Raw genomic sequence first — 21,776 nt, 5'->3', positions numbered from 1 at the left:
CTCAGCCCTCCTGGCGATGGGAGCCGTTGAGCGGGGTCACGGCGAAACCGTGGTCCAGCTCCAGCAGCGGGAACAGCAGGTCGGCCACCCGCTGCGCCTCGTCCACCAGCGGGAAGCCCGACAGGATGAACGCCGAAACACCCTCTGCCTGGTACTCGCGCAGGCGCTCGGCGACCTGTTCGGCGCTGCCGACCAGGTAGGTGCCCGCCGCCGGGCGCAGGATGTCGAAGCCGAACAGGCTGGGGCCGGTCCAAACGTTGGGGTATACCTCCAGGTCACGCAGCGCCGGCAAGCGCCCGGCCTTCAGGGCCTCCAGGCAACGCTGCACGCGCGGGTCTTCGCTGCGGTAGCTGTGCAGCGTCTCGCCCGCCGGCAACTGGCTGGCGACCGCGTCCAGTGCGGTCTGCAACGACGTGCGCTGCAGCAGGTGCTCGGCATGCGCCCAGGCTTGCGCCTCGGTTTCCCGCACGATGATCTGCAGCCGCGTGCCGTAGCTCAGGGTGCGCCCAAGCTTGGCCGCCTCGGCAGCGACCCGGCGGAACTTGTCGCCCAGCTTGCGCGGGGTGTCGGCAAAGCTCAGGTAAACGTCCAGCAGCTCCACCGAATGGGCCACCCCGGCCGGCGAGCTGCCCGCCCCCCAGAACGGCACGCCGGGCAATTGCCGTGGGGCGTTCCAGCCACCCAGCGGGTGCTCGGCGTCCTCGGGCGCACGCGCGGCAAGCTTGACGTAGGGGCTGTCGAACGCCTCGGTACGGCCGGCATACACATGCTGGAACGCACGCCAGTAATCGCGGCTGAACTGGTAGCGCTCGGCGTGGGGGAAATGCACGCCAAGCGACGCCAGCCCGTCATCGTTGCCGTTGACCAGGTTGAGCAGCAGGCGCCCGCCCGAGTACTTGTCGAACGTCAGCGCGTAATGGGCCAACACCGCGGGCGAGAGTTCGCCGGGGTACTGGGCCACCAGAAAGCGCAGGCGTTCGGTGGCGTCGATCAGCGAGGTCGCCGTCACCAGGTTGGCGTTGGGCCCGGTGCCCAGCAGCGCGCCGTAATAGCCCAGGCGATCGGCCGCCACGGCCACTTGCTTGAGGTGGTTGAAACCGGTTCGCCAGCGGCCCTCGGCCTCCCACGGGTAAGGGCCGTCGGGGGCGGTGAGGTACCAGAGCAGTTTGATCGCCATCAGGGTTGTTCCTTGAAAAGAGGTTCGTCGGGTGCACGCGACGGCTCGGGTGCCAAGGCGGGGTCTGTCCCCCGCTCGGTCAGAAGTTGGTGGTGAGCGACAGCCCGTAGGTGCGCCGGTCGCCACGGGCATCCCAGGCGATGTCGAACGGCAACGGCACGCTGTCGGTCTTGTACTGCTTGTCGGTCAGGTTGTTGACGTAGGCGCTGACATCCAGGTCCAGCGCGCCGCCGAAGTGGTAGGTGGCGCTGGCGTTGCCCAGGGTGTAGCCGCCCTGGGACACGCTGTGGTCCTCCTGGGAGGTGGGCAGGAAGTAGATGCGGCCCTGGTAGCGCCAGGTGTTTTCCAGGGTCACGGCATCGCCGCCGGCCAGCGGGATGCGGTAGCGGGCGCCCAGCGACAGGGTGCGCGCCGGCGAGCGGGCGATGCGGTTGCCGGAGTAGTCCACGCCGCCGGAGACGAAGTCCTGCAGTTCGGTGTGCAGCAGGCCGACCGAGGCGTTCAGGTGCAGGTTGTCCAGCGGCAGCGCCTGCAGTTCGAACTCGGCGCCACGGATCACGCCCTGGGCGGCGTTGGTCAGCAGCGACACCACCTGGCCGTCACGCACCGACACCGCGTTGACCTGGATGTCCGAGTAGTCGTAGTAGAAGACGTTGGCATTGGCCACCAGGCGCTCGTCCAGCCATTCGCTCTTGATCCCCAGCTCGTAGGCATCGACGGTCTCCGGCGACACCACCGAGGTTTCCGCCTGCACCGTGGCGCCGCCATTGAAGCCACCGGAACGGAAGCCCTTGGCATAACGGAAGTACACCCGCGCGTTGTCGTTCAGTTGGTACTCGGGGGTGAAGTCATAGGTCAGCTTGTTCCAGGTGCGCTTGTCGTCCTGCTGCGCGGCGGTCACCAGCGCGCCGTTGTAGCTGCGCCACCAGTCGGCATTGCTGCCCACCGACACGCTGGCGGCGTCGGGTGCGACCACGCGGTCGAGGTCGATGTCCTTGGTCTCGCGGGTCCAGCGCAGGCCAAGGGTCAGGCGCAGGTCGTCAGTGGCCTGCCAGGTACTGCTGCCGAACAGCGCGTAGCTGGTGGTGCTCTGCTCAAGGTCGGTACGGCCATAGCTGGCGACGTCGAACGCCTGGTTGTAGGCCGCCGGCAGAATGGCACTGCTGCTGGCGCTGTCGAGGCTTTCGTGGAACAGGTGGGTGCCGACGATCCAGCTCACGGTCTGATCACGCGGCGACGACAGGCGCAGCTCCTGGGACACCTGCTTCCAGTGGTCGTCGCCATAGGAGCGGCCGAACTCGTAGATGCTCATGTTCGGGCCCTGGGCCTTCTCGGTGACATCGTCGAAGGCGGTGATCGAGTCCAGTTGCAGCTCGCCCAGTTGCCATTTCAGGCCCAGTTGCACGCCGTTGTGGCGAATGCGGTCTTCGGCCTTGCCGGTGAACGCGGCTTCGTCGGTGTCCAGCATCGGGGTCGGGCCGAACAGCGTGGTGTAGCCGGGGCCACTGCCCCAGGCACGGGTGGCGATGCCCTGGCCGAGGTAGTCGCGGGCATGCAGCTGCAGGGTCGCTTGCAGGTCTTCGGTGATTTGCGCGAGCAGTTGCGCGCGCACCGCCTGGTCATGGATATCGCCGACCGTGTGGCCGTCCACCAGGTTCTTCAACTGGCCATCGCGGCTTTGCTCGCTGAAGGCTACCCGCGCCGCCAGGCGGTCCTGCACCAGGCTGCCGCCATAGGCACCTTCGTACAGCCGTGAGGCGTAGTTGCCGGCATCGACCTTGAAGTAGCCATTGGCGGGCTCGGCAAAGCTCGGCTTGCGCGACACAAAGTTGATCGCCCCGCCAGTGGTGTTCTTGCCCCACAGGGTGCCCTGGGGCCCGCGCAGGATTTCCACCCGCTCCAGGTCGTACAGGGGGAAGCCCGTGGCCACGTGGGGGCTGATATAGACATCGTCGGTGTAGATGCCCACCGGGTACACCGTGGTCGAGGCCATGTCACCCGAGCCCATGCCACGGATGTACCAGCGCGGCCGCTGGTGGCCGGCGAACTCCGGGGCGATGGCGTTCGGCACATCCTGCAGCGCCTTGCCGGCGGTGAAGCCGCCACCGGTGTTGCGGATCTGCTCGGCGGACACCGCCGAGATGGCCGCCGGCACATCCTGCAGCGACTCTTCGCGTTTCTGCGCGGTGACGGTGACCGTGGTCAGGGTCTGCGGGTCGGCTTGCGGCGCCACGCTGTCGGCGGCCAGGGCCTGGCCAGCCCCCAGGGCGATCAGCAAGGCCAGGCGCTGCAACTGGAAAGGCGGTTTCATGCGGGTGTCACTCCAAGCCGGGCGCCATGACGGCGGGCGATCAGTTCGTGGGCCGCCTGCAGCGGGCGTGGGTCGGCCCAGCCGGCCAGCTCGAAGTCGCGTTCGAGAAAGCCATGGCGGTAGAGGAAGTGCTTTTGCAGGGCCAGGTATTCCAGGCGCTCGGCAGACAGGTCCGGGTGCAGCGAGGCGTGGAAGTCGCCCCGGTAGGCCTGCTCGATGCCCGCCTGCTCGGAAGCGGTCTCTTCGGCGAGGATGGCGCGCAGCGGGCCAAGGTTGTCCCGAGCCCAGTCGGCCGCCAGCAGGGTCTGGGCGAGAAAGCGCACCACCAGGTCGAAGTGCTCGTCGAGCAGCCGTTGGTGAACGGTGATCGGCCGCGGCGTGCCGTTGTTGATGCGGTAGCGCGGCGCGGCGATCAGGTCGAGGTCGATACCCACCACCAGGCCCAGGCGCCGCGCCGCGTCCGCCGCGGCGCCGCCCTTGACGTAGACCGCATCGACTTCACCGCGCACCAGGTAATCCAGGCCGCTCCACAGCCGTTGCAGGTGGTCGATGCGGGCCGGCCCCGGCCCGTCGTCGAGGCTGGCCAGCGGCACTTCGACCAGCTGCACGTCGTCGAAGTCCAGCCCGCCGAGCTTCAAGGCACTGCTATAGCCGTGCAGGCTCATGGCGCGGACGAAACTGCCCGGGCGCCCGGCCTCGCTCCAGGCCGGCAAGGCCAGGCGCTTGCCCTTGAGGTCGGCCGGGCGGCTGATGCCCGCATCGCGGCGAACCAGGATGGTCTGCCACTCCTCGATCCAGGTCAGGCCGATCAGCCGGGTGGGCGAGCCCGCCGCGCGCGCCGCCAGGGCCGGCACGTTGCCGCCCTCGCGGATCAGCCCGGGCAGCTCGTGGTCGTAGTGATGGCGGCCCAGTTCACGGGCGTCCTGCAAGGTGTCGACGCGGATGCCGTCGGCGGCGAACTCTTGTTGCAGCCAGCCCAGTTTGTAGGCCAGCCCGGAGGCGGTGGGGACCGGGCAACGGGTGAACCACAGGCGGTCCAGAGGCGGGGGCGGCGACGCAGGCGCGCTGGCAGCGTTTGGCATGAAGTACTCCAGGATTGAGAGGGCCGACTAGGCCGTTTGCCGAGCACATCGCAATGCCCATGCCAACCGCTGCAGCCCAGGTATTCCGGTACTTCCAGCTCATCTGAAGGGGTTACTGCTGCCTCAGCAGCAGTTGGCCAGCAGTGCGCTGCTGCTGGCTGCGCAAACGCCCCGTTCATAGCCCCTGCCCCGCCGCTGCCAGGCCCGTGCCCAGGGTGTTTGCGGGCGCTGGCGCAGAACTTGCTCCTGCCCCTGCCTCGCTTAACCGACCCAGGAGCCACCATGAGCCACACCCCCCACACAAGAACCCTGCACAGCGAGGCCGAGGCCATCGCCGTGGCCCGCGAAGTGGCCACCGAAATCAGCCAACTGGCCAGCGACCCGCACAGCGAACAGCAACTGCCCATCCGCCAGGCCGAGCTGCTCAGCGCCAGCGGCCTCACCGCCATCGGCGTACCACGCCAGTACGGCGGCCTTGGCGCCTCGGTGGCGACCATCGTCGAGGTGGTGCGCCTGATCGCCAGCGCCGATGGCGGCGTCGGCCAGATCCTGCAGATCCACAACGTGATGCTGCGCGGCATTATCGAGGGCTACAGCGCCACCGCCCGCGCCCGGATTCTCGCCGACGTGCTGGCCGGCAAGCGCCTGGCCAACGCCCTGGCGGAAGTCGGCGGCAAGAACAAGTTCGCCATCAAGACCCAGCTGGCGCGTGGCGCCGACGGCCGCCTGCTGCTCAACGGCAGCAAGTTCTACTGCACCGGCGCCTACCTGGCCGACTGGATCTGGCTCACCGCCAGCTACGGCGAAGGCGCCGCAGGCGTATGGATCAACCGCGCGGCGCCCGGCCTTGAGTTGATCGACGACTGGCGCGCCTTCGGCCAGCGCCACTCGGTCAGCGGCACGGTCAACTTCCACGACATCGAGGTGGACGACGACTTCTTCGTCGCCAGCGAAGGGCCGATGAAACGCACCGGCCTGACCTTCCCGCAGATCCTCCACGCGGCTATCGACACTGGTATCGCCGCCGGCGCCCTGCAGGCCGGCAGCGAGTACCTGCGCAGCCGCGCCCGGCCCTGGGTGGAAAGCGGTGTGGAGCATGCCTGGGAGGAGCCACACATCATCCGCCAGGTCGGCGAGTACGCCGTGGCCCTGCGCGGCGCCGAAGCCGTGCTGCGCGAGGCCGCCCGCTTGTTCGACCAGCACCTGCAGGACGAGGACGACAAGCCGTTGCAGGACGAACTGATCCTGGCGGTGGCCACCGCCCGTGCCCATGCCGATGCCGCCGCGTTGAAGATTGCCAGCGACATCTTCTCGCTGCTGGGTGCCAGCGCGATCCTCAGCAAATGGAACCTCGATCGCTTCTGGCGCGATGCCCGGGCCCACACCACCCACGACCCGATCCGCTGGCGCCTGCATCACATCGGCAACTACTACCTCAACGGCGTCGATCCTGGCGAGTACACCGCCATCCTGGCCAAGGGTGAAAAGGGCCTGCGCGCCAAGCAAGGCTGAGCCAGCACCGCAGCGCCCCGGGCGCTGCGGCAACCCGCGGCTAGACCTCGGCGATCAGCGCCCGGCCCTGCTCCCACAGCCCGCTCATGCGCCATTGCTGCTCGAGCACGCCGGGCCCGAACGGCTTGCCACCGCCCACCGCCTCGGCCAGCGTCTGGAAGTAGGCGCCCTCCTCGAACAGCAGGATCCACTTGGCCGACTTGAGGATGCCCTCGCCCCAGAACGTCGCCCCGCCATTGGCTTCAAGAATCGCCGGGGTGTGCGGATTGGCCTCGATCACCTGCACGATGAACGCCGACTCCGGCTGGCGGCGGTCGATGTACACCGGCAGCTCGCGGGCCAGGGTGACGCGCTGGGCGGCGGCGTAGTCCAGCGGCAATGCCCGGTGGGCGCCGGCCCAGCCGCCCAGGTACGGCGTGTGCACGTGGATCACTACATTGACCTCGGGGCGCTGTTGCAGCACCGCGGCGTAGCGCTTGCCCGCGCCGCCCTGGCGGCTTTCGCCGAGCGCCACGCCCGGGGCCAGGTATTCATCGAGGTGGACCACGCCGTCGTAGCTGGCGACCACGGCGCGGATGCTCTGGTCGTCGTCCCACGGGCTGGGGGTGGCCAGGGCGATCACCAAGTCCGTGCCGGGCACCCGCAGGTGCGCCTGGAAGGTGTTGGTGGCGGTCAGCGTGCGGCTGTCCTTGAGCACCCGGAATACCTTGGCGGTATCACGCTTGGCCTGCTCGACCTGGGCCAGAATGGCGGCGTCGAGAAGTGGGGAAATCTGGCTCATGTTGACTCCTGGCAAGGGTAAGCGCCGTAGATGGCTGCCTGGCCTGTCAGCAGAACCTGTGCCAGGTGGGCCAAGCCGCGCCCGCGCTGGCCTGTGTCGCACGCGGGCGGCGCGCCGCTGCTGACACCCCAGCAGCCGTTGCTGACGCAGTGCTGCTCCAGCAGCAGCGCCCACCGGCAAGCCCTCGCCAGGCCGCGGCCAGGGGCGTGGCATGGGCATTGCTATCCCTTGTCACCCCTACCTTTGGTTCAGGAACGCGAATCCATGAGCAGTGAATTCTTCTGGCGCCTGCCGCTGGGCAGCGATGGCCACCAGCTGAGCACCGACCTGCACGACCGTGGCAGTTTCTCGGCCCGGCCCGGCCATATCGCCCCCGGCCGCACGGCCAGCGGCAGCGCCGACGGTTTCACCTACATCGACTACATCGCCCAGGTGGCCAAGGCCGCCGAACTGGCAGGCTTCGAGGGCGCCCTGCTGCCCACCGGCCCCGAGCCGTGGATCGCCGCCGCGGCCCTGGCCCGGGAAACCCGGCGCCTGCGTTTTCTGGTGGCGTTCCAGGCCGCCTGGACGCTGCCGGCCTATGTGGCGCAGCAGGCCGCGATCCTCCAGCACCTGAGCCACGGCCGCCTGGACTGGAACATCATCACTGGCGGCAACCCCGCCAGCCAGCGGGCCCACGGTGACTTCCTCGACCACGACCAGCGCTACCGGCGCACCGACGAGTTCCTCGACATCATCGACGGCCTGTGGCGCCACCCGCAGTTCAGCTACGAGGGCGAGGTCTACCGCCTGGAGCACGCCAGCCTGCCCGAAGAGCTGCGCCACGAGCGCAAGCCGGCGGTGTATTTCTCGGGCTTCTCCGACCCGGCCCTGGACGTTGCCGCCCGGCATGCCGACGTCTATCTGAACTGGGCGGAGCCGGTGGCGGCGCTCAAGCCGCACCTGGAGCGTGTGCGCGAGCTGGCCGACAAACAGGGCCGCCAGGTGCGCTTCGGCCTGCGCGTGGACCTGTTCGCCCGCGAGACCGAAGACGCCGCCTGGCGTGACCTGCGCCGGCAGTTCGAGGCCATCGGCAACCGCCCCAGCCGAGTCAGCCAGGACTTCACCCGCGGCTCCGACTCGGTCGGCGCCGCCCGCCAGACGGCTTATCACCAACACCTGGAGCGCTTCGACGACCTGATGATCGGGCCGAACCTGTGGGCCGGTTTCGCCAAGGCCAAGCCCGGCCCGGCCGTGGGCCTGGTGGGCAGCCACCAGAACATCGCCGAACGCCTGGCCGAGTACCAGGAGGCTGGTTTCTCGACCTTCATCCTGGCCGGCAACCCGCACCTCGAAGAAGCCCTGCGCATCGGCCAGGAAGTCCTGCCGCTGCTGCGCAACACCCCCGACCAGCCACGCAAGGACCTGCGATGAGCACCCAACTGGATACCCTCTGGTACACCCACAGCCCGGTACCGACCGGGCTCGGCCTGGCTGTCGAGTCCGGGCGCCTGGCCGAGGCCCTGCGCCCCCACGGCACCAATATCCAGGCGCTGCGCGAGTCGGCGCTGCGCGATGTGCGCGAAGCCCACTACGACCACCACCTGCCCAACTCGGTGCGCCATGGCGGCAACATCCCGGCGATCTGGGCCTACGCCAGCGGGCGCGACACGCGCCTGCTCGGCTTGTCGTGGAGCGACGAGGTGCAGTTGATCCTGACCACCGCAGACAGCGGCGTGAAGAGCGTGCGCGACCTGCGTCACCGGCGCTTCGGCCTGCCCAAGTGGGCCAATGTGCAGATCGATTTCACCCGTGCCCAGGCCCTGCGCGGCCTGGAAAACGCCCTCAAGCTCGAAGGGCTGAGCGTCAGTGACGTGGAGCTGGTGGACTACCCGTACGGCGGCACCCACAGCGACGAGCAGATCCGCCGCGTGCACGGCACCACGGTGGCCTACGCCAGCAACGGGCCGATCTTGCGCAACAACGAACTGATCGGTCTGTTGCGCGGCGACATCGATGCGATCTTCCTCAAGGGTGCCCATGCGGTGAGCCTGGCCAACGAGTTCGGGCTGCATGTGGTCATCGACACGGGGTCGCACCCTGACCCGTTGATCCGCTCGAACAACGGCACGCCGCGGACCCTGACCATGGATGGCCACCTGCTGCAGCATCATCCTGAGGCGGCGCGGCTGATCGTCGATAGTGTGTTGCGGGCTGAGCAGTGGGCTTGGGCGCACCCGGAGGAAACTCGGCAGTTTTTGGCCCGTGAGCTGAACACCAGTGAGCATTGGGTGGCCACGGCCTATGGGGAGGATGCGCATCGGCGCTTGCGGACCATGCTTGATGAGCAGTCGATTGTGGGGTTGCAGGATTTCACCGATTTTTTACACCGGTGGGGGTTTATTCCGCGGCGGTTCGATGTGCGGGAGTGGATTGACTTTAGTGTGCTTGAGGCGGTGTTGCGGTCGACTTCGCGGTTGGCGGTTTGAGTTCAAAGTGTTGGTTTTTGTAGATGTATGCGCATTCAGCGGGGGACTGTCAGATTTTTTGTGTGCGGGCCGGTAATGGCCTGCCGCTAGGCAGGCCCTGATTCTCACCAGGTTGGCCTGATGAACCGATCTCCATACAGAATCGCAAATTGATTCATCGCGCTTTTCCAGTCATGGGCCGGTTTTCCCCAATTGGCTGTGATGTTGCGCAATCCCAGCCAAATCAGTTTGGTCGCTGCATCATCATTCGGGAAATGTCCGCGAGTCTTGATGACCTTGCGTAGCTGGGCATTGATGCTCTCGATGGCGTTGGTGGTATAGATCACCTTTCGGATGGCGGGCGGGAAAACAAAGAATGGAATCACGCGATCCCAAGCCCGTCGCCAAGCAGCCACCACCGTCGGATATTTCTCGCCCCACGGCCCGTTCTCAAACTCATCGAGTGCTTGCTCAGCCGCTTCGGCATTGATGGCTTGGTAAATCGGCTTCAGCTCCTTGGCCAGAGCCCGCCGCTTGTCCCAGGCCGCGTAGTCGAGGCTGTTGCGGATCAGGTGCACGATGCACGTCTGCAGCGTCGTTTCTGGAAACACTGCGCTGAGGGCCTCTGGCATGCCTTTGAGGCCATCGGTCACGGCAATCAGCACATCTTCAACACCGCGCGTCTTGAGATCGTTAAAGACCTTCATCCAAAACTTCGCACCCTCGGTGTTCTCGATCCAGATGCCCAGGATATCGCGCGTCCCGTCGGGGAGAACGCCCAATGCCAAGTAAATGGCCTTGTTGCGCACCAAGCCTTCTTCGCGAATCTTCACTCGCAGTGCATCAAAGAAAATGACCGGGTACATCGGCTCCAGTGGCCGCTGTTGCCACGCGCCAATCTCTTCCATGACCTCGTCTGTCACCGAGCTGATGAAATCGGGTGAAACGTCGGTTCCATACTGCTCGGACAGGAAGGCCCGGATCTCTCTGACCGTCATTCCACGGGCGTACATGGCGATGATTTTGTCATCGAATCCGGTGTAACGGCGCTCATGCTTGGGGATCAGGATGGGCGAAAAACTGCCGTCACGGTCCCGAGGGATATCCAGCCGTAGCGGGCCATCGCCTGTCAGTACAGTCTTGCCACTCGTGCCATTGCGCTGGTTGGTCTCATCCTCTGGGCGCTGCGCGCCCGGTGGATAGCCCAGGTGATGACCCAGTTCGGCGTTCAGGGCTCGCTCGATCAGTGCTTTCTTGAAGGCGGCAGAGGCCTCTTCGATAGCCTCTGCGGTCATCAGTGGGGTCGCGGAAAACTGTTCAAGCAGCTCTTTCGGGACCTTCGGTAACTCTCGAAGCGGTTTCTTTTTGGTTGGCATACATGCACCTCTTACTCATGGTATGCCCGAACACAAAATTTCTGACACCCTCTTCAGCGGCGATGGCGACTTTTAGTCACCTTTCCGCCCTTACGGCGGGTTACTTTGGTCTTGGCCAAAGTAACCAAAGCCGCCCGCTCCCATCATACGGCCCCTGCGCTGCGCTCCGGGGTCCCCTCGCTCCGGTGCCTTCCGGGCCCGCGCGGCCTACGACTTGCTGCGCAAGTCTACATCTCGCGCCTTCGGCTTACGCCGAAGGGTGCTGCGCACCAGGGCCCTCCAGTCACCTCCACTCGGCCTCCTGAAGTCGCAATTTGTGTTGCCTGGACTATTGCGCGCTTAGAAGCAAGAGCAAAAACAGATCAAGAGCAGATCAAGAGCAGTAATGCGGCTATCTAGGCTTGGCTGTTGTTTATGTGTTGTTTGTTCGGGCCTTATCGCCGGCAAGCCGGCTCCCACAGGTGCAGCGCAAGTCTGAAAGTTTCGCTCTAACTTGTGGGAGCTGGCTTGCCAGCGATTGCAATCCTGAGTTCCCAACCAATCCAACTAGCGACAGCTAACGCCAGCCCAGGCGCCGCCCCTAACTTCGCGACTTCAGGAGGCTGAGCGCAGGCGTCTGGAGGGCCCTGGTGCGCAGCACCCTTCGGCGTTAGCCGAAGGCGCGAGATGTAGACTTGCGCAGCAAGTCGGAGGCCGCGCGGGCCCGGAGGACGCCGGAGCGAAGGGACCCCGAAGCGCAGCGTAGGGGCCGTATGATGGGAGCGAGCGGCTTTGCCTACTTTGGCCAAGACCAAAGTAGGCCGCCGTAAGGGCGGAAAGGTGACTACGCGTCGACATCACAAATGAATGCGCATACAACTTCCAAAACCAACACCCAACACCCAACACCCAACACCGAGCAACTTACAGACCAACGCCCCGCGTAAACCTGCCCCCCCAAGATCCCGCCCCCGTCACTGCTGCCAGATCAGCACCCCATGAGCAATCAACTGCCCGCCGCTCAACATACCTCACCCTAAAAAACAAATAATCGTTATAAATCAACAAGTTAGAAAACGCAAAAAGCTGGCACAAGGTCTGCTATGGCCTAGTACGCCGCGTGGCGCCCTCATAAATATTCTGCCAGTGACAACGGAGCCACCATGCCCATCCGCACCCCCATCAACCCCATCACCCGCGCCCTGTGGCACGCCAGCCTGCTGACCGGCGCCCTGGCCAGCCCCCAACTGTTCGCCGCCGAACCCACCGCCGAGGACACCCCGGCAACCACCACAGCCAGCCCAGCCCTGAAGACCGTCACAGTCACCGCCCAGCGCCGCGAAGAAAGCGTGCAAGACATCGCCAACGCCGTCACCGCGGTAAGCGGCGAGAACCTCGGCCAGACCGCCACCGACTACGTCGGCAAGACCCTGACCTTCGTGCCCAACGCCCAGGCCAAGAACCCCGACGGCGATGACCGCCCACGCTGGTACATCCGCGGCGTCGGCACCGGCGACGTCGGCGCCGCGACGGTGTTCCCGGTGGGCATCTACGCCGACGACGTCTACCTCAACGCACCGCTGGCCGGTGGCGACCCGCTGTTCGACATCGACCGCATCGAAGTGCTGCGCGGCCCGCAAGGCACCCTGTACGGCAAGAACACCACCGGCGGCGCGGTCAACGTGATCAGCAAGCGGCCCACCTTCGACACCGACGGCTACGGCACCCTCGCCTACGGCAGCAAGAACGAGCAGATCGTCAACGGCGCCATCGGCGGCGCCCTGGTCGAAGACCGCCTGGCCGCACGGGTGTCGATCTACTCCAAGGAGCGCGACGGTTTCGTCAGCAACACCAATATCGGCGGCGACAACGACGCCATCGACCGCAAGGCCTTCCGCCTGCAGTTCCTGGCCAAGCTCAACCCCGACCTGGAGGCGCTGTGGAACATCCACAACAGCGAGTCGCGCGGCAACGCCAACGGCCTGTTGCCGGTGGGCCGCTTCCCCTGGCTGAACGGCTACACCCGGCAGGACCCGCACCGCCGCTACATCGAAAGCAACGTCGAGAACAAATCCAAGGTCCAGCACGACGGCACCTCCCTGACCCTCAACTACGACCTGGGCGACTACCGCCTGACCTCGATCACCGCCTACGACCAGACCCGCCAGCGCGCCACCAACGACGACGACCTGACCCCGGTCGAAGGCGGCCACGCCTACACCAACAACCGCTGGCGCCAGTACTCCCAGGAGCTGCGCCTGGCCTCGCCGACCAGCGAAACCCTGCGCTGGATCGTCGGCGCCCACGCCTTCCACGAAGCCTTGATCAGCAAACAGGCGACCTCGGTGCTGGACAGCGATGCCGCCTACACCGGCATCGATTTCGACCACAACAGCACCAGCTACGCGCTGTTCGGCAACCTCGCCTACGACTTCACCGATGCTTTCACCCTGACCGGCGGCCTGCGCTGGACCCAGGAGAAAAAGGACATCGACCTGGACCTGCTGCAGTACACCGGCAGCGGTTTCACCGGCGGTGACGGCGGCGACTGGTGGGACTTCGGCAACCTGCAAGACCCGCAAGCCATCGCCGGCGCAGGGGCCAACGGCAACGCCCGGCGCAACAAGACCTGGCGCGCGGTCACCTATGACCTGACCCCGGAATACCGCCTCACCGACAACCTGCGGGTGTATGCCCGCTACGCCAAGGGCTTCCGCTCCGGGGCGTTCAACACCGGTTTGTCGAGCAGCCTGGAGCAACTGAGCACGGTCAACCCGGAAACCCTGCACTCCTATGAGCTGGGCCTGAAGTCGGAATGGTTCAACGGGCGCCTGAACGCCAACGCCAACATCTTCTACTACGACTACGACGACATGCAGGTGAGCGCGACCACCACCACTGCCAGCGGCAGCATCGTCTCGCTGCTGGCCAACGACGCCCAGGGCAAGGCCAGGGGCGCCGAGCTGGAAATCCAGGCACGCCCGATCGACGACCTGCTGGTGCAGTTCAGCGCCTCCTACCTGGACACCGAGTTCACCGGCGACCTGTGGAAAGGCAACAGCTTCGTGCGCTCGCCCAAGCACGTCTACGCCCTGGGCCTGGACTACCGCTTGCCGCTGGACATCCCGGGCAAGATCAATATCGGGGGCGATGTGCGCTACCAGAGCAAGGAGTACTTCACCTCGGCCTTCCAGCGTTCGGACTGGAACTGGCTGGACCAGGACGGCTACGCCCTGGCCAACGTGCACCTGACCTATGCCACTGCCGACGACAAGTACAGCGTCACCGGCTACGTCAACAACGTCACCGACAAGCAGTACCAGGTCCACGGGCTGTCGCTGAACCGCGGCAGCTCGCCGTACTGGGCAGCCTACGGCGATCCGCGTACTGCGGGTGTGAGCGTTACTGCCAAGTTCTGAGCCACGGGGTAGAAGCAACGGCCTTGCACTGCTGATACGGGCCTCATCGCTGGCAAACCTGTGAGAACTGACTTGCCAGCTCCCACAACGACGCTGGAAAACCTGTGGGAGCTGGCTTGCCAGCGATGAGGCCTGAACAGGCAATAAAAGGCAGTTGCTCCCACCGCTGCTGCTGGAGCAACACCCCGGCGCCCAACCCCTGCTGCCCCAGCAGCAACCCCGCACCAACGCCATCCCTGCCCAACGCCACAGCCCAGCAACGGCGCGGCTTTGCCCGCGCCCACAGGGCCTGGCATGCAACCTGCTATCTCAGCCTCAAGACATTCCCGGAAAGCCCGCCATGACCCCGACTACCGTGCGCACCACCCTCAGTGCCCTCGCCCTGGCGTTGGCCAGCCTTTCCAGCCAGGCAGCCGACACTGTCAAGGTCGGCCTCGGCCCGGCGCCGAACGTGGTCAGCCTGGCGCCCTTCGCCGCCGCCCAGGCCCTGGGCCTGTTCAAGGACGCCAACCTCGACGTCGAAGCCTTCGAAATCACCGACACCCTGCCCGCCCTGACCAGCAAACGGGTGACCCTGGCAGTGGGCCTGCCCGAGCCGATCCTCAACTATTACCAGCAGAACCCCGGCAAGACGCTACCCATCGCCTTCTTCTACAACCTGCTGCCGCAGACCTTCGAGTTCGCCGTCGCCGCTGACTCGAACATCCAGCGCCTGGAAGACCTCAAGGGCAAGCGGGTCGGCACCGGGGCGCTGAACTGGCCGCAGGTCGACACCACCCGCGCGGTGCTCAAGTCGGTGGGCATCGGCGAACGGGACTTCACCTTCTCCGCCGTCGGCGTGCTCGGCGCGGGCTTCCACGCCCTGCGCAGCCAGCGCATCGACGCGCTTAATTTCAACGACAGCTGGAACGACATGTTCGAGCTGACCGGCTTCAAGCTGCGCCGCCTGCACTACCCGGACGCCTTCCGTGGCCTGGGCGCCGGGGTGTTCATCACCCATGCCGACACCCTGCGCGAGCAGCCCGAGCTGCTGGCCCGCTTCGGCCGCGCTTACAACCAAGGGCAGCGGGCCTGCGTGGCCAACCCGGCGTTCTGCGTACGTGCGGTGTGGCAGCAGTACCCGCAAACCCGGCCGAGCCAGGGCGCGCTGATCAACAACGAGGCTGACGCGGTCACCCTGCTGAGCCGGCGCCTGCAGTTGATCGAAGCCGACCCGGCCGCCAGCCAGGGCCGCTTCGACCACGCGCGCATCACCGGTTACCTGGCGGCCATGCAGGGCCAAGGCTACTTCAAGGGCATCGAACTGGACCTGCCGGCGCTGTTCTCCAACCAGTTGGCCGCGTCCTTCACCGACTATGACCGCGCAGCCCTCGACGCCCGCGCCAAGGCGGCCCAATGAACCAGGCCATCTTCCCCCACCTGGCCGACAGCGTGCTCAGCGCCCGCGACGTCGGCGTGCGCTACGCCAGCCGGCGCGGCCCGATCGACGCCCTGGCCGGGGTGGACCTGCGCATCGGCCGCGGCGAATTCGTCTCCATCCTCGGCCCCTCGGGCTGCGGTAAATCGACCCTGCTCAAACTGGCCGCCGGCCTGCTGCCGGCCAGCCAGGGCGAGCTGCTGCTCGACGGCACACCCATCAGCGCGCCACGCCGGGAGACCGGCGTGGTGTTCCAGAAACCCAACCTGCTGCCGTGGAAAAGCGTGCGCGCCAACGTGCTGCTGCCGGCCCAGACCCTCGGCCTGCCGAAGGCCCAGGCCGCCGCGCGGGCCGAGCAGGTGCTGGAGCTGGTCGGGCTGGCGGTGTTCGCCGACAACTACCCGTTCGAGCTGTCCGGCGGCATGCAGCAGCGGGTCGGCATCGCCCGCATGCTGCTGCACGACCCGCAGCTGCTGCTGATGGACGAACCCTTCGCCGCCCTCGACGCCATGACCCGCGAACACCTGATGCTGGAGCTGCAACGCATCTGGCAGGCCCAGGCCAAGTCGGTGCTGTTCATCACCCACAGCATCGCCGAAGCGGTGTTCCTCTCCGACCGGGTGCTGGTGATGTCGGCGCGCCCCGGGCGCATCGTCGAGAACCTCGCCATCGACCTGCCGCGCCCGCGCACCCTCGACACCCTGGCCGCGCCGCGCTTCATCGAACTCAGCCAACACCTGCGCAGGTACTTCAGCCCATGAGCCGCCTTCCCGCTTTCGCCTACCCCTTGATCTCGACCCTGCTGCTGTTGCTCGCCTGGCAGCTGGCGATCAGCCTGTTCGGCGTGCCCGACTACATCCTCGCCTCGCCCCGCGACGTGCTGCTGGCCCTGTGGCAGGGCGTGCACCAGGGCGACCTGCTCAAGCATGTGTGGATCACCCTCGGCGAGGTGCTCGGCGGTTTTCTGTGCGGCTCGGCGCTGGCCTTGCTGCTGGGCGCCCTGCTTTCGGAGTCGACGCTGTTCGAACGCTTCTGCTACCCCTTGCTGCTGGCCCTGCAATCGGCGCCCAAGGTGGCGCTGGCGCCGCTGATCCTGGTGTGGTTCGGCTTCGAGCACACCTCGAAACTGATCATCGTCGCCCTCACCTGCTTCTTCCCGCTGTTCGTCAATACCTTCTCCGGCATCCGCCGCGCCGACCCGGACCTGCTCGACGCCTGCCGGGCGTTCTCCGCTTCGCGCAGCTACCTGTTCTTCCACGTCAAGCTGCCGGCCGCCGCCGGCGACATCTTCGCCGGCCTGCAGATCGCCGTGTCGCTGGCGCTGATCGGTGCGGTGGTGGCCGAGTTCCTCGCCGCCCAAGGCGGCCTTGGCTTTCTGGTCCAGGCCGCCTCGGTAAACATGAACATGCCGCTGATGTTCGCCGCCGTGCTGCTGCTCGCCCTGCTCGGGGTGGCCGGTTCGCAACTGGTGCGCTGGCTTGAGCGGCGGGTGATTTTCTGGACCCGCGGCAGCCATGCCACCACCGACTCGGGAGACCGCTGATGAGCGCCCTGTACCTGGATATCGCCGGGCTGACCCGGGCCTATCGCCAGCTTGAACTGTCGCCGCTGGCGGTGATCGAGCAGGTGTTCGCCCGCATCGACCGGCTCGACCCGACGCTGCGCCTGTTCACCTGGCTCGACCGCGAGCACGCCCTGGCCCAGGCCCGCCAGGCCACCGCCGACTACCGCGAGGGCCGTAGCGTCGGCCCGCTGCACGGGGTGCCGGTGTCGATCAAGGACAACCTCGGTGTGGCGGGTGCGCCGCAGACCTTCGGTTCGCGGCTGTACCAAGACCATCACGCCGGCGAAGACAACGTCGCCGTCCAGCGCCTGCGCGCTGCGGGGGCGATCGTGGTCGGTATCACCACCATGCCGGAGTTCGGCACCAAGGCCACCACCGACAGCCCCCTGCATGGCGTCAGCCGCAACCCTTGGGACCCCACGCGCACCCCGGGCGGCTCCAGCGGCGGTTCGGCCGGCGCGGTGGCGGCCGGCATCGGCCCGCTGGCGCTGGGCACCGACGTGGCGGGCTCGGTGCGCATCCCGGCGTCCTGCTGCCACCTGGTCGGGCTTAAACCCACCCTCGGGGTGATCCCGGTGGTGGAAGCCGTCGATGGCTTCGCCCAGCTGGCCCACATCGGGCCGCTGACCCGCACGGTCGCCGACAACGCCCTGGCCCTGGAGCTGCTGGCCGGCGCCGACCCGCGCGATCCATGGTCGCTGGGCCTTGTGAGCCAGGACTATGCCCGCCAGGCGCAACCCGACGGGCGCCTGGATGGGGTGCGCATCGCCTGGCTCGACCTGCCCATCCCGGACGTCGATCCGCAGGTCATCGCCATTGGCCTGCAGGCTCTGGAGCGGTTGCGTGCCCTCGGCGCCCAGGTCACCCGCATCGACTTCGACCTGCACGGCGATGCCGAGCGCTTCGGCATTCTGGTTTCCAGCCAGCACCACGCCCGCTACGCCCCGCGCCTGGCCGCAGACGCCGCGCTGTTCGACCCGGTGTACCGCCAGCGCCTGGAGCGCAGCGCCGACATCGACTGGCAAGCCCTGGGCGACGCCGGCGAAGCGCGCAACCGGGTGTTCGGCCGGGTCCAGGCGCTGTTCGCAGACTTCGACTTCCTCGCCAGCCCTACCCTGACCCGGCCGCCCATCGCCGCCGAAGCGGGCCTGGCCGGCAACAGCGAAGGCGCGCAACAGGCGCGCCATTACATCGACTACCTGTACCCGTTCAACCTCAGCGGCCACCCGGCCTTGAGCCTGCCCGCCGGTTTCAGCGCCGATGGCCTGCCGGTGGGCCTGCAACTGGTCGCGCCCTGGTACGCCGACGGCCCGCTGCTGAAAGTGGCGGCCGAACTGGAAGCCCTGCTCGCGCTCACCGACCGCCACCCCGACCTGGAGCCTTTCGATGCCTGACCCGACCCTGCTGCCCGTCGCCGAACAGGTCAGCCTTTTGCGCAGTGGTGCGCTGTCACCGGTCGAGCTGATCGACCAGAGTTTCGCCCGCATCGACGCCATCGACCCGCACCTGCGCCTGTTCACCTGGCAGGACCGCGAACGCGCCCGGGCCTCGGCCTTGGAGGCCGAGCGCCGCTACCGCGCCGGCGGTGAGCTGCCGGTGCTGCTGGGCGTGCCGTTCACGGTCAAGGAGCAGATCCCGGTGGCCGGCGCGCCACAGACCTTCGGCTCGGCGCTCTACCGCGACCACGTCGCCAGCGCCGACGACCCCAGCGTGCAGCGCCTGCGCAACGCCGGGGGCATCCTGCTGGGCACCACCACCATGCCGGAGTTCGGCGCCAAGGCCAGCACCGACAGCCGCCTGTTCGGCATCACCCGCAACCCCTGGGACCCCAGCCGCACCAGCGGCGGCTCCAGCGGTGGCGCGGCGGCAGCGGTGGCGGTGGGCGCCGGGGCGATTGCCGTGGGTACCGACATTGCCGGCTCCGTGCGCATCCCCGCCAGCTGCTGCGGCGTGCTCGGCATCAAGCCGACCCTCGGGGCGATTCCCCAGGTGCATGCCCTGGACCTGTTCAACGCCCTTGGCCATCAGGGCACCCTGACCCGCAGCGTGGCGGATGCCGCACTGGCACTGGAGGTATTGATCGGCCCCGACCCAAGGGACCCTTGGTCGTTGCGCGTTCCCCGGCGGGCACTGCACGACGCCGCCCGGGCCGACGGCGACCTGCGCGGCCTGCGGGTCGCCTGGTTGCCGGAGGTCGGCAAAGGCCCGGCCGATGCCCAGGTGCTGCAGGCCGGCGAGCGCGTGGCCAACGCCCTGCGCGAGGCCGGCGCCACGGTGGCGCAGCATCGCCTGGACCTGAGCGATAGCGGCGCTGCCTTCGAGCCCACGGTGCTGGCCCTCAAGCGCCGCTTCCTCGGCGAGCGCTACCCGGCCCAGGCCGATCAGCTGGACCCAGGCTTTCGCGGCTGGCTGGACGCCCGCCTGCCGCAGCTGAGCGCCGACGAACTGCAGCACGCGCAGTTCGCCCGGACCCGCCTGCTGCGGCGTATCCAGGGGCTGTTCGCAGAGGTCGACGTGCTGCTCACGCCGGCCCTGTCGGCGCCGCCACTGGCCGCCGACGGCACGGACGGCGACTTCGACTGGATTCACTACCTGCACCCGTTCAACCTCAGCGGCCACCCGGCCCTGAGCCTGCCCGCCGGGCTCAGCCGCGAGGGCTGGCCGCTGGGGGTGCAGCTGGTTGGCCCGTGGTACGCCGAGGACCGCCTGCTACGGGTTACCGCGCACCTGCAACAGCGCCTGCCCTGGGGCACGCCGGAGCTGGGGCGCTGGCTGCAATGAGTCACCCTGCAAGCGGTTTTCTGCCGCGCTTCCTGCTGCTGGCGCTGGTCAGCGGCGCCACCGTGGGCATGGCCAAGATCGTCATCACCCTGTACGCCCTGGCGCTGGGCGCCGACGCCTGGCAGATCGGCGTCATCGCGGCGATGGAGGCCCTGGGCATGCTGTTCCTGACCCTGCCTGCCGGCTTCGTCATCGCCCGTTTCGGCGCGCGCCAGGTGTACGCCCTGTCCAGCCTCGGGCCGATGCTGGTCAACCTGGCGATCCCGCTGTATGCCGCCTGGTGGTGGCTGGCCCTGGGGCAGCTGCTGATCGGCTTGTTCATCCCGTTTCGCATCGTCGCCATGAACGGCAGCTTCCTGCGCCAGCTCAAGCACCTGGGCACCGACAAGGCCGGCTGGTATCGCGGCGCCCTGACCCTGGGCCTGGGCCTGCTCGGCCCGCTGCTGGGCAACGCCTTCAGCGAGCGCGGCGCGTTCTCCCTGGCCTTCATGCTGATTGCCGCCAGCTTCGCCGGCATGGCGCTGTACAGCCTGCGTTTCTGGGAGGGCGCCGGCGACGCCAGCCCAAGCGGCACGGCCCCGGCCAGCGGCATGCTGGCCCAGGTTCGCCAGCTGCTGGGCGAGCGCAGCATCCGCCAGAGCTGCACCGTGGAGCTGAGCAACAGCGCCACCACCAGCCTGTTCACCACCTTCATCATCCTCCTGGCTCTGGAAGGCGGCGTGCCTCAGGGCCATGCGGTGAGCCTGGTGATGATCGAAGCGCTGTTCGCGGTGCTTGCCCTGTTCGGCCTCGGCCGGGTGTTGCGCTCGACCAGCCCGGGCCGCGCCTATGCCCTGGGCCTGGCGCTGGCGATCACCGCCCTGCTGGTGTGCGGCCTGGGCCATGGCTACGGCTGGCTGGTGCTGGCGGCGGTGCTGGTGAGCCTGGCCACGGCGACGGTGCACCTGGTCAACATGGCTCGCCTGAGCCAGCGCCGCGAGGACAGCAGCAAGCTCTCCGGCCTGTTCAACCTGGCATCGATGGCCGGCAGCTTCGGCGGCGCCCTGCTGGGTGGCGCGATCAGCCACTTCACCGGCCTGGCCAACCTGTTCCTGTGCTGGATCCCGCTGTTGCTGCTGGTGGCCTGGTGCTGCCGGCAGCCACGCCAGCAGGTACAGGAGGTGGTGGCATGAAGCGTATCGGCTACCGCCTGAACGGCCTGGCTTCACCGCTGTTGCTGTTGCTGGCCTGGCACTGGGCAGCCAGCGCCGGGCTGTTCCCGGCCAACCTGCTGATCGCGCCGGCAGCGGTCTGGCAGACCTTCATTGAACTGTGCGCCAGTGGTGAGCTGCCCGAACACCTGGCGTTCAGCCTGCTGCGCCTGGCCCAGGGCTTCGCCTTTGGCAGCGCGGCGGGCCTGGGCTTCGGCCTGGCGCTGGCATTGTCAGCGCGGGTCGAGGCCTATTGCGCGCCGCTGTTCCATACCCTGCGCCAGCTCCCCAGCCTGGCGCTGATCCCGATGTTCGTGCTGCTGTTCGGCATCGAAGAGCTGTTCAAGGTCGCGATTGTCGCCCTGACCGTGTTCTTCCCGGTGGCCCTGGCCACCGCCGAGGCGGTGCGCCACATCCCCCAACGCTACCTGGAAGTGGCCCGGGTGTATCGCCTGCCCTGGTACAGCCTGCTGCTGAGCGTGGCCCTGCCCGCCGCCACGCCGGGCATCGTCACCGGCCTGCGCATTGCCCTGACCCGCGCCTGGGTGGTGCTGGTGGCCTGCGAGTTGCTGGCCGCCGACAGCGGCCTGGGGCAGATGATCGAGATGGGCCGGCAGATGCTGCGCATCGATGTGGTGATGGTCGGGGTGGTGGTCACCGGGGTGATCGGTTTCACCCTGGATGTCGGCCTGCGCCGGGTCGAACGACGCTTGTCCGGCTGGCAAAGCCGCTAAGGAGCT

16 protein-coding genes are annotated in these 21,776 nt (G+C 67.4%); 11 read left to right on the top strand and 5 right to left on the bottom strand.

The features are described from left to right. Position 1: 1 nt before the first annotated feature. The 3 genes from LOY51_RS11770 to LOY51_RS11760 form a co-directional block, all read right to left on the bottom strand. The gene (locus tag LOY51_RS11770; RefSeq protein ID WP_258646305.1) at positions 2 to 1,177 is read right to left on the bottom strand and encodes an LLM class flavin-dependent oxidoreductase; all 1,176 of its coding nucleotides are present in this window, start codon (positions 1,175 to 1,177) and stop codon (positions 2 to 4) included. A 79-nt stretch (positions 1,178 to 1,256) separates the two neighbouring features. After that, positions 1,257 to 3,488, bottom strand: coding sequence for a TonB-dependent receptor (locus LOY51_RS11765; protein WP_258646304.1), 2,232 nt, complete (start codon positions 3,486 to 3,488; stop codon positions 1,257 to 1,259). Then, on the bottom strand, positions 3,485 to 4,570 hold the full coding sequence (locus LOY51_RS11760) for an ABC transporter substrate-binding protein (protein ID WP_125858377.1): 1,086 nt from the start codon (positions 4,568 to 4,570) through the stop codon (positions 3,485 to 3,487). The genes LOY51_RS11765 and LOY51_RS11760 overlap by 4 nt, the downstream gene beginning before the upstream one ends. Positions 4,571 to 4,852: 282 nt before the next feature. On the opposite strand from LOY51_RS11760, the gene LOY51_RS11755 reads away from it, so the two are divergent. After that, positions 4,853 to 6,082, top strand: coding sequence for an acyl-CoA dehydrogenase family protein (locus LOY51_RS11755; protein ID WP_258646303.1), 1,230 nt, complete (start codon positions 4,853 to 4,855; stop codon positions 6,080 to 6,082). Positions 6,083 to 6,122: 40 nt separating this feature from the next. On the opposite strand, the gene LOY51_RS11750 is transcribed toward LOY51_RS11755, so the two are convergent. Beyond that, complete coding sequence (locus LOY51_RS11750) at positions 6,123 to 6,863, bottom strand: class II aldolase/adducin family protein (protein WP_125463775.1); 741 nt, start codon at positions 6,861 to 6,863, stop codon at positions 6,123 to 6,125. Positions 6,864 to 7,127: 264 nt separating this feature from the next. On the opposite strand from LOY51_RS11750, the gene LOY51_RS11745 reads away from it, so the two are divergent. Beyond that, a complete protein-coding gene (locus tag LOY51_RS11745) occupies positions 7,128 to 8,276 on the top strand; it encodes an LLM class flavin-dependent oxidoreductase (RefSeq protein WP_125858374.1) in 1,149 nt (382 codons plus the stop codon). Beyond that, on the top strand, positions 8,273 to 9,331 hold the full coding sequence (locus tag LOY51_RS11740) for an ABC transporter substrate-binding protein (RefSeq protein ID WP_258646302.1): 1,059 nt from the start codon (positions 8,273 to 8,275) through the stop codon (positions 9,329 to 9,331). Before LOY51_RS11745 ends, LOY51_RS11740 begins: the two co-directional genes overlap by 4 nt. 104 nt (positions 9,332 to 9,435) lie before the next feature. On the opposite strand, the gene LOY51_RS11735 is transcribed toward LOY51_RS11740, so the two are convergent. Then, positions 9,436 to 10,686, bottom strand: coding sequence for an IS256 family transposase (locus tag LOY51_RS11735; protein WP_258642375.1), 1,251 nt, complete (start codon positions 10,684 to 10,686; stop codon positions 9,436 to 9,438). A 1,142-nt stretch (positions 10,687 to 11,828) separates the two neighbouring features. On the opposite strand from LOY51_RS11735, the gene LOY51_RS11730 reads away from it, so the two are divergent. The 8 genes from LOY51_RS11730 to LOY51_RS11695 all read left to right on the top strand — a co-directional run bounded on the left by LOY51_RS11730 (position 11,829) and on the right by LOY51_RS11695 (position 21,770). After that, positions 11,829 to 14,084 (top strand): TonB-dependent receptor, encoded by a 2,256-nt coding sequence (locus LOY51_RS11730; RefSeq protein WP_258646301.1) that lies wholly within the window; start codon positions 11,829 to 11,831, stop codon positions 14,082 to 14,084. Between the two features lie 340 nt (positions 14,085 to 14,424). After that, positions 14,425 to 15,483 carry an ABC transporter substrate-binding protein gene (locus tag LOY51_RS11725; RefSeq protein WP_258646300.1) on the top strand — a complete coding sequence of 353 codons (1,059 nt, stop codon included), beginning with the start codon at positions 14,425 to 14,427 and terminating at the stop codon, positions 15,481 to 15,483. Beyond that, entirely contained in the window at positions 15,480 to 16,262 is a 783-nt protein-coding gene (locus tag LOY51_RS11720; protein WP_258646299.1) for an ABC transporter ATP-binding protein, read from the top strand. Before LOY51_RS11725 ends, LOY51_RS11720 begins: the two co-directional genes overlap by 4 nt. Then, positions 16,259 to 17,044, top strand: coding sequence for an ABC transporter permease (locus LOY51_RS11715; RefSeq protein ID WP_258646297.1), 786 nt, complete (start codon positions 16,259 to 16,261; stop codon positions 17,042 to 17,044). Before LOY51_RS11720 ends, LOY51_RS11715 begins: the two co-directional genes overlap by 4 nt. Then, positions 17,044 to 18,459 (top strand): amidase, encoded by a 1,416-nt coding sequence (locus tag LOY51_RS11710; RefSeq protein ID WP_258646295.1) that lies wholly within the window; start codon positions 17,044 to 17,046, stop codon positions 18,457 to 18,459. The genes LOY51_RS11715 and LOY51_RS11710 overlap by 1 nt, the downstream gene beginning before the upstream one ends. Further along, entirely contained in the window at positions 18,452 to 19,846 is a 1,395-nt protein-coding gene (locus tag LOY51_RS11705; protein ID WP_258646293.1) for an amidase, read from the top strand. Before LOY51_RS11710 ends, LOY51_RS11705 begins: the two co-directional genes overlap by 8 nt. Then, positions 19,843 to 21,018, top strand: coding sequence for an MFS transporter (locus tag LOY51_RS11700; RefSeq protein WP_258646290.1), 1,176 nt, complete (start codon positions 19,843 to 19,845; stop codon positions 21,016 to 21,018). Before LOY51_RS11705 ends, LOY51_RS11700 begins: the two co-directional genes overlap by 4 nt. Next, entirely contained in the window at positions 21,015 to 21,770 is a 756-nt protein-coding gene (locus tag LOY51_RS11695; RefSeq protein ID WP_258646288.1) for an ABC transporter permease, read from the top strand. The genes LOY51_RS11700 and LOY51_RS11695 overlap by 4 nt, the downstream gene beginning before the upstream one ends. Positions 21,771 to 21,776 lie beyond the last annotated feature (6 nt).

It is taken from the genome of Pseudomonas sichuanensis (assembly GCF_024749065.1).
Lineage (GTDB): Bacteria > Pseudomonadota > Gammaproteobacteria > Pseudomonadales > Pseudomonadaceae > Aquipseudomonas > Aquipseudomonas sichuanensis.
Note: the sequence above shows the minus strand (reverse complement) of the source record. Positions and strands in the feature narration are given on the sequence as shown.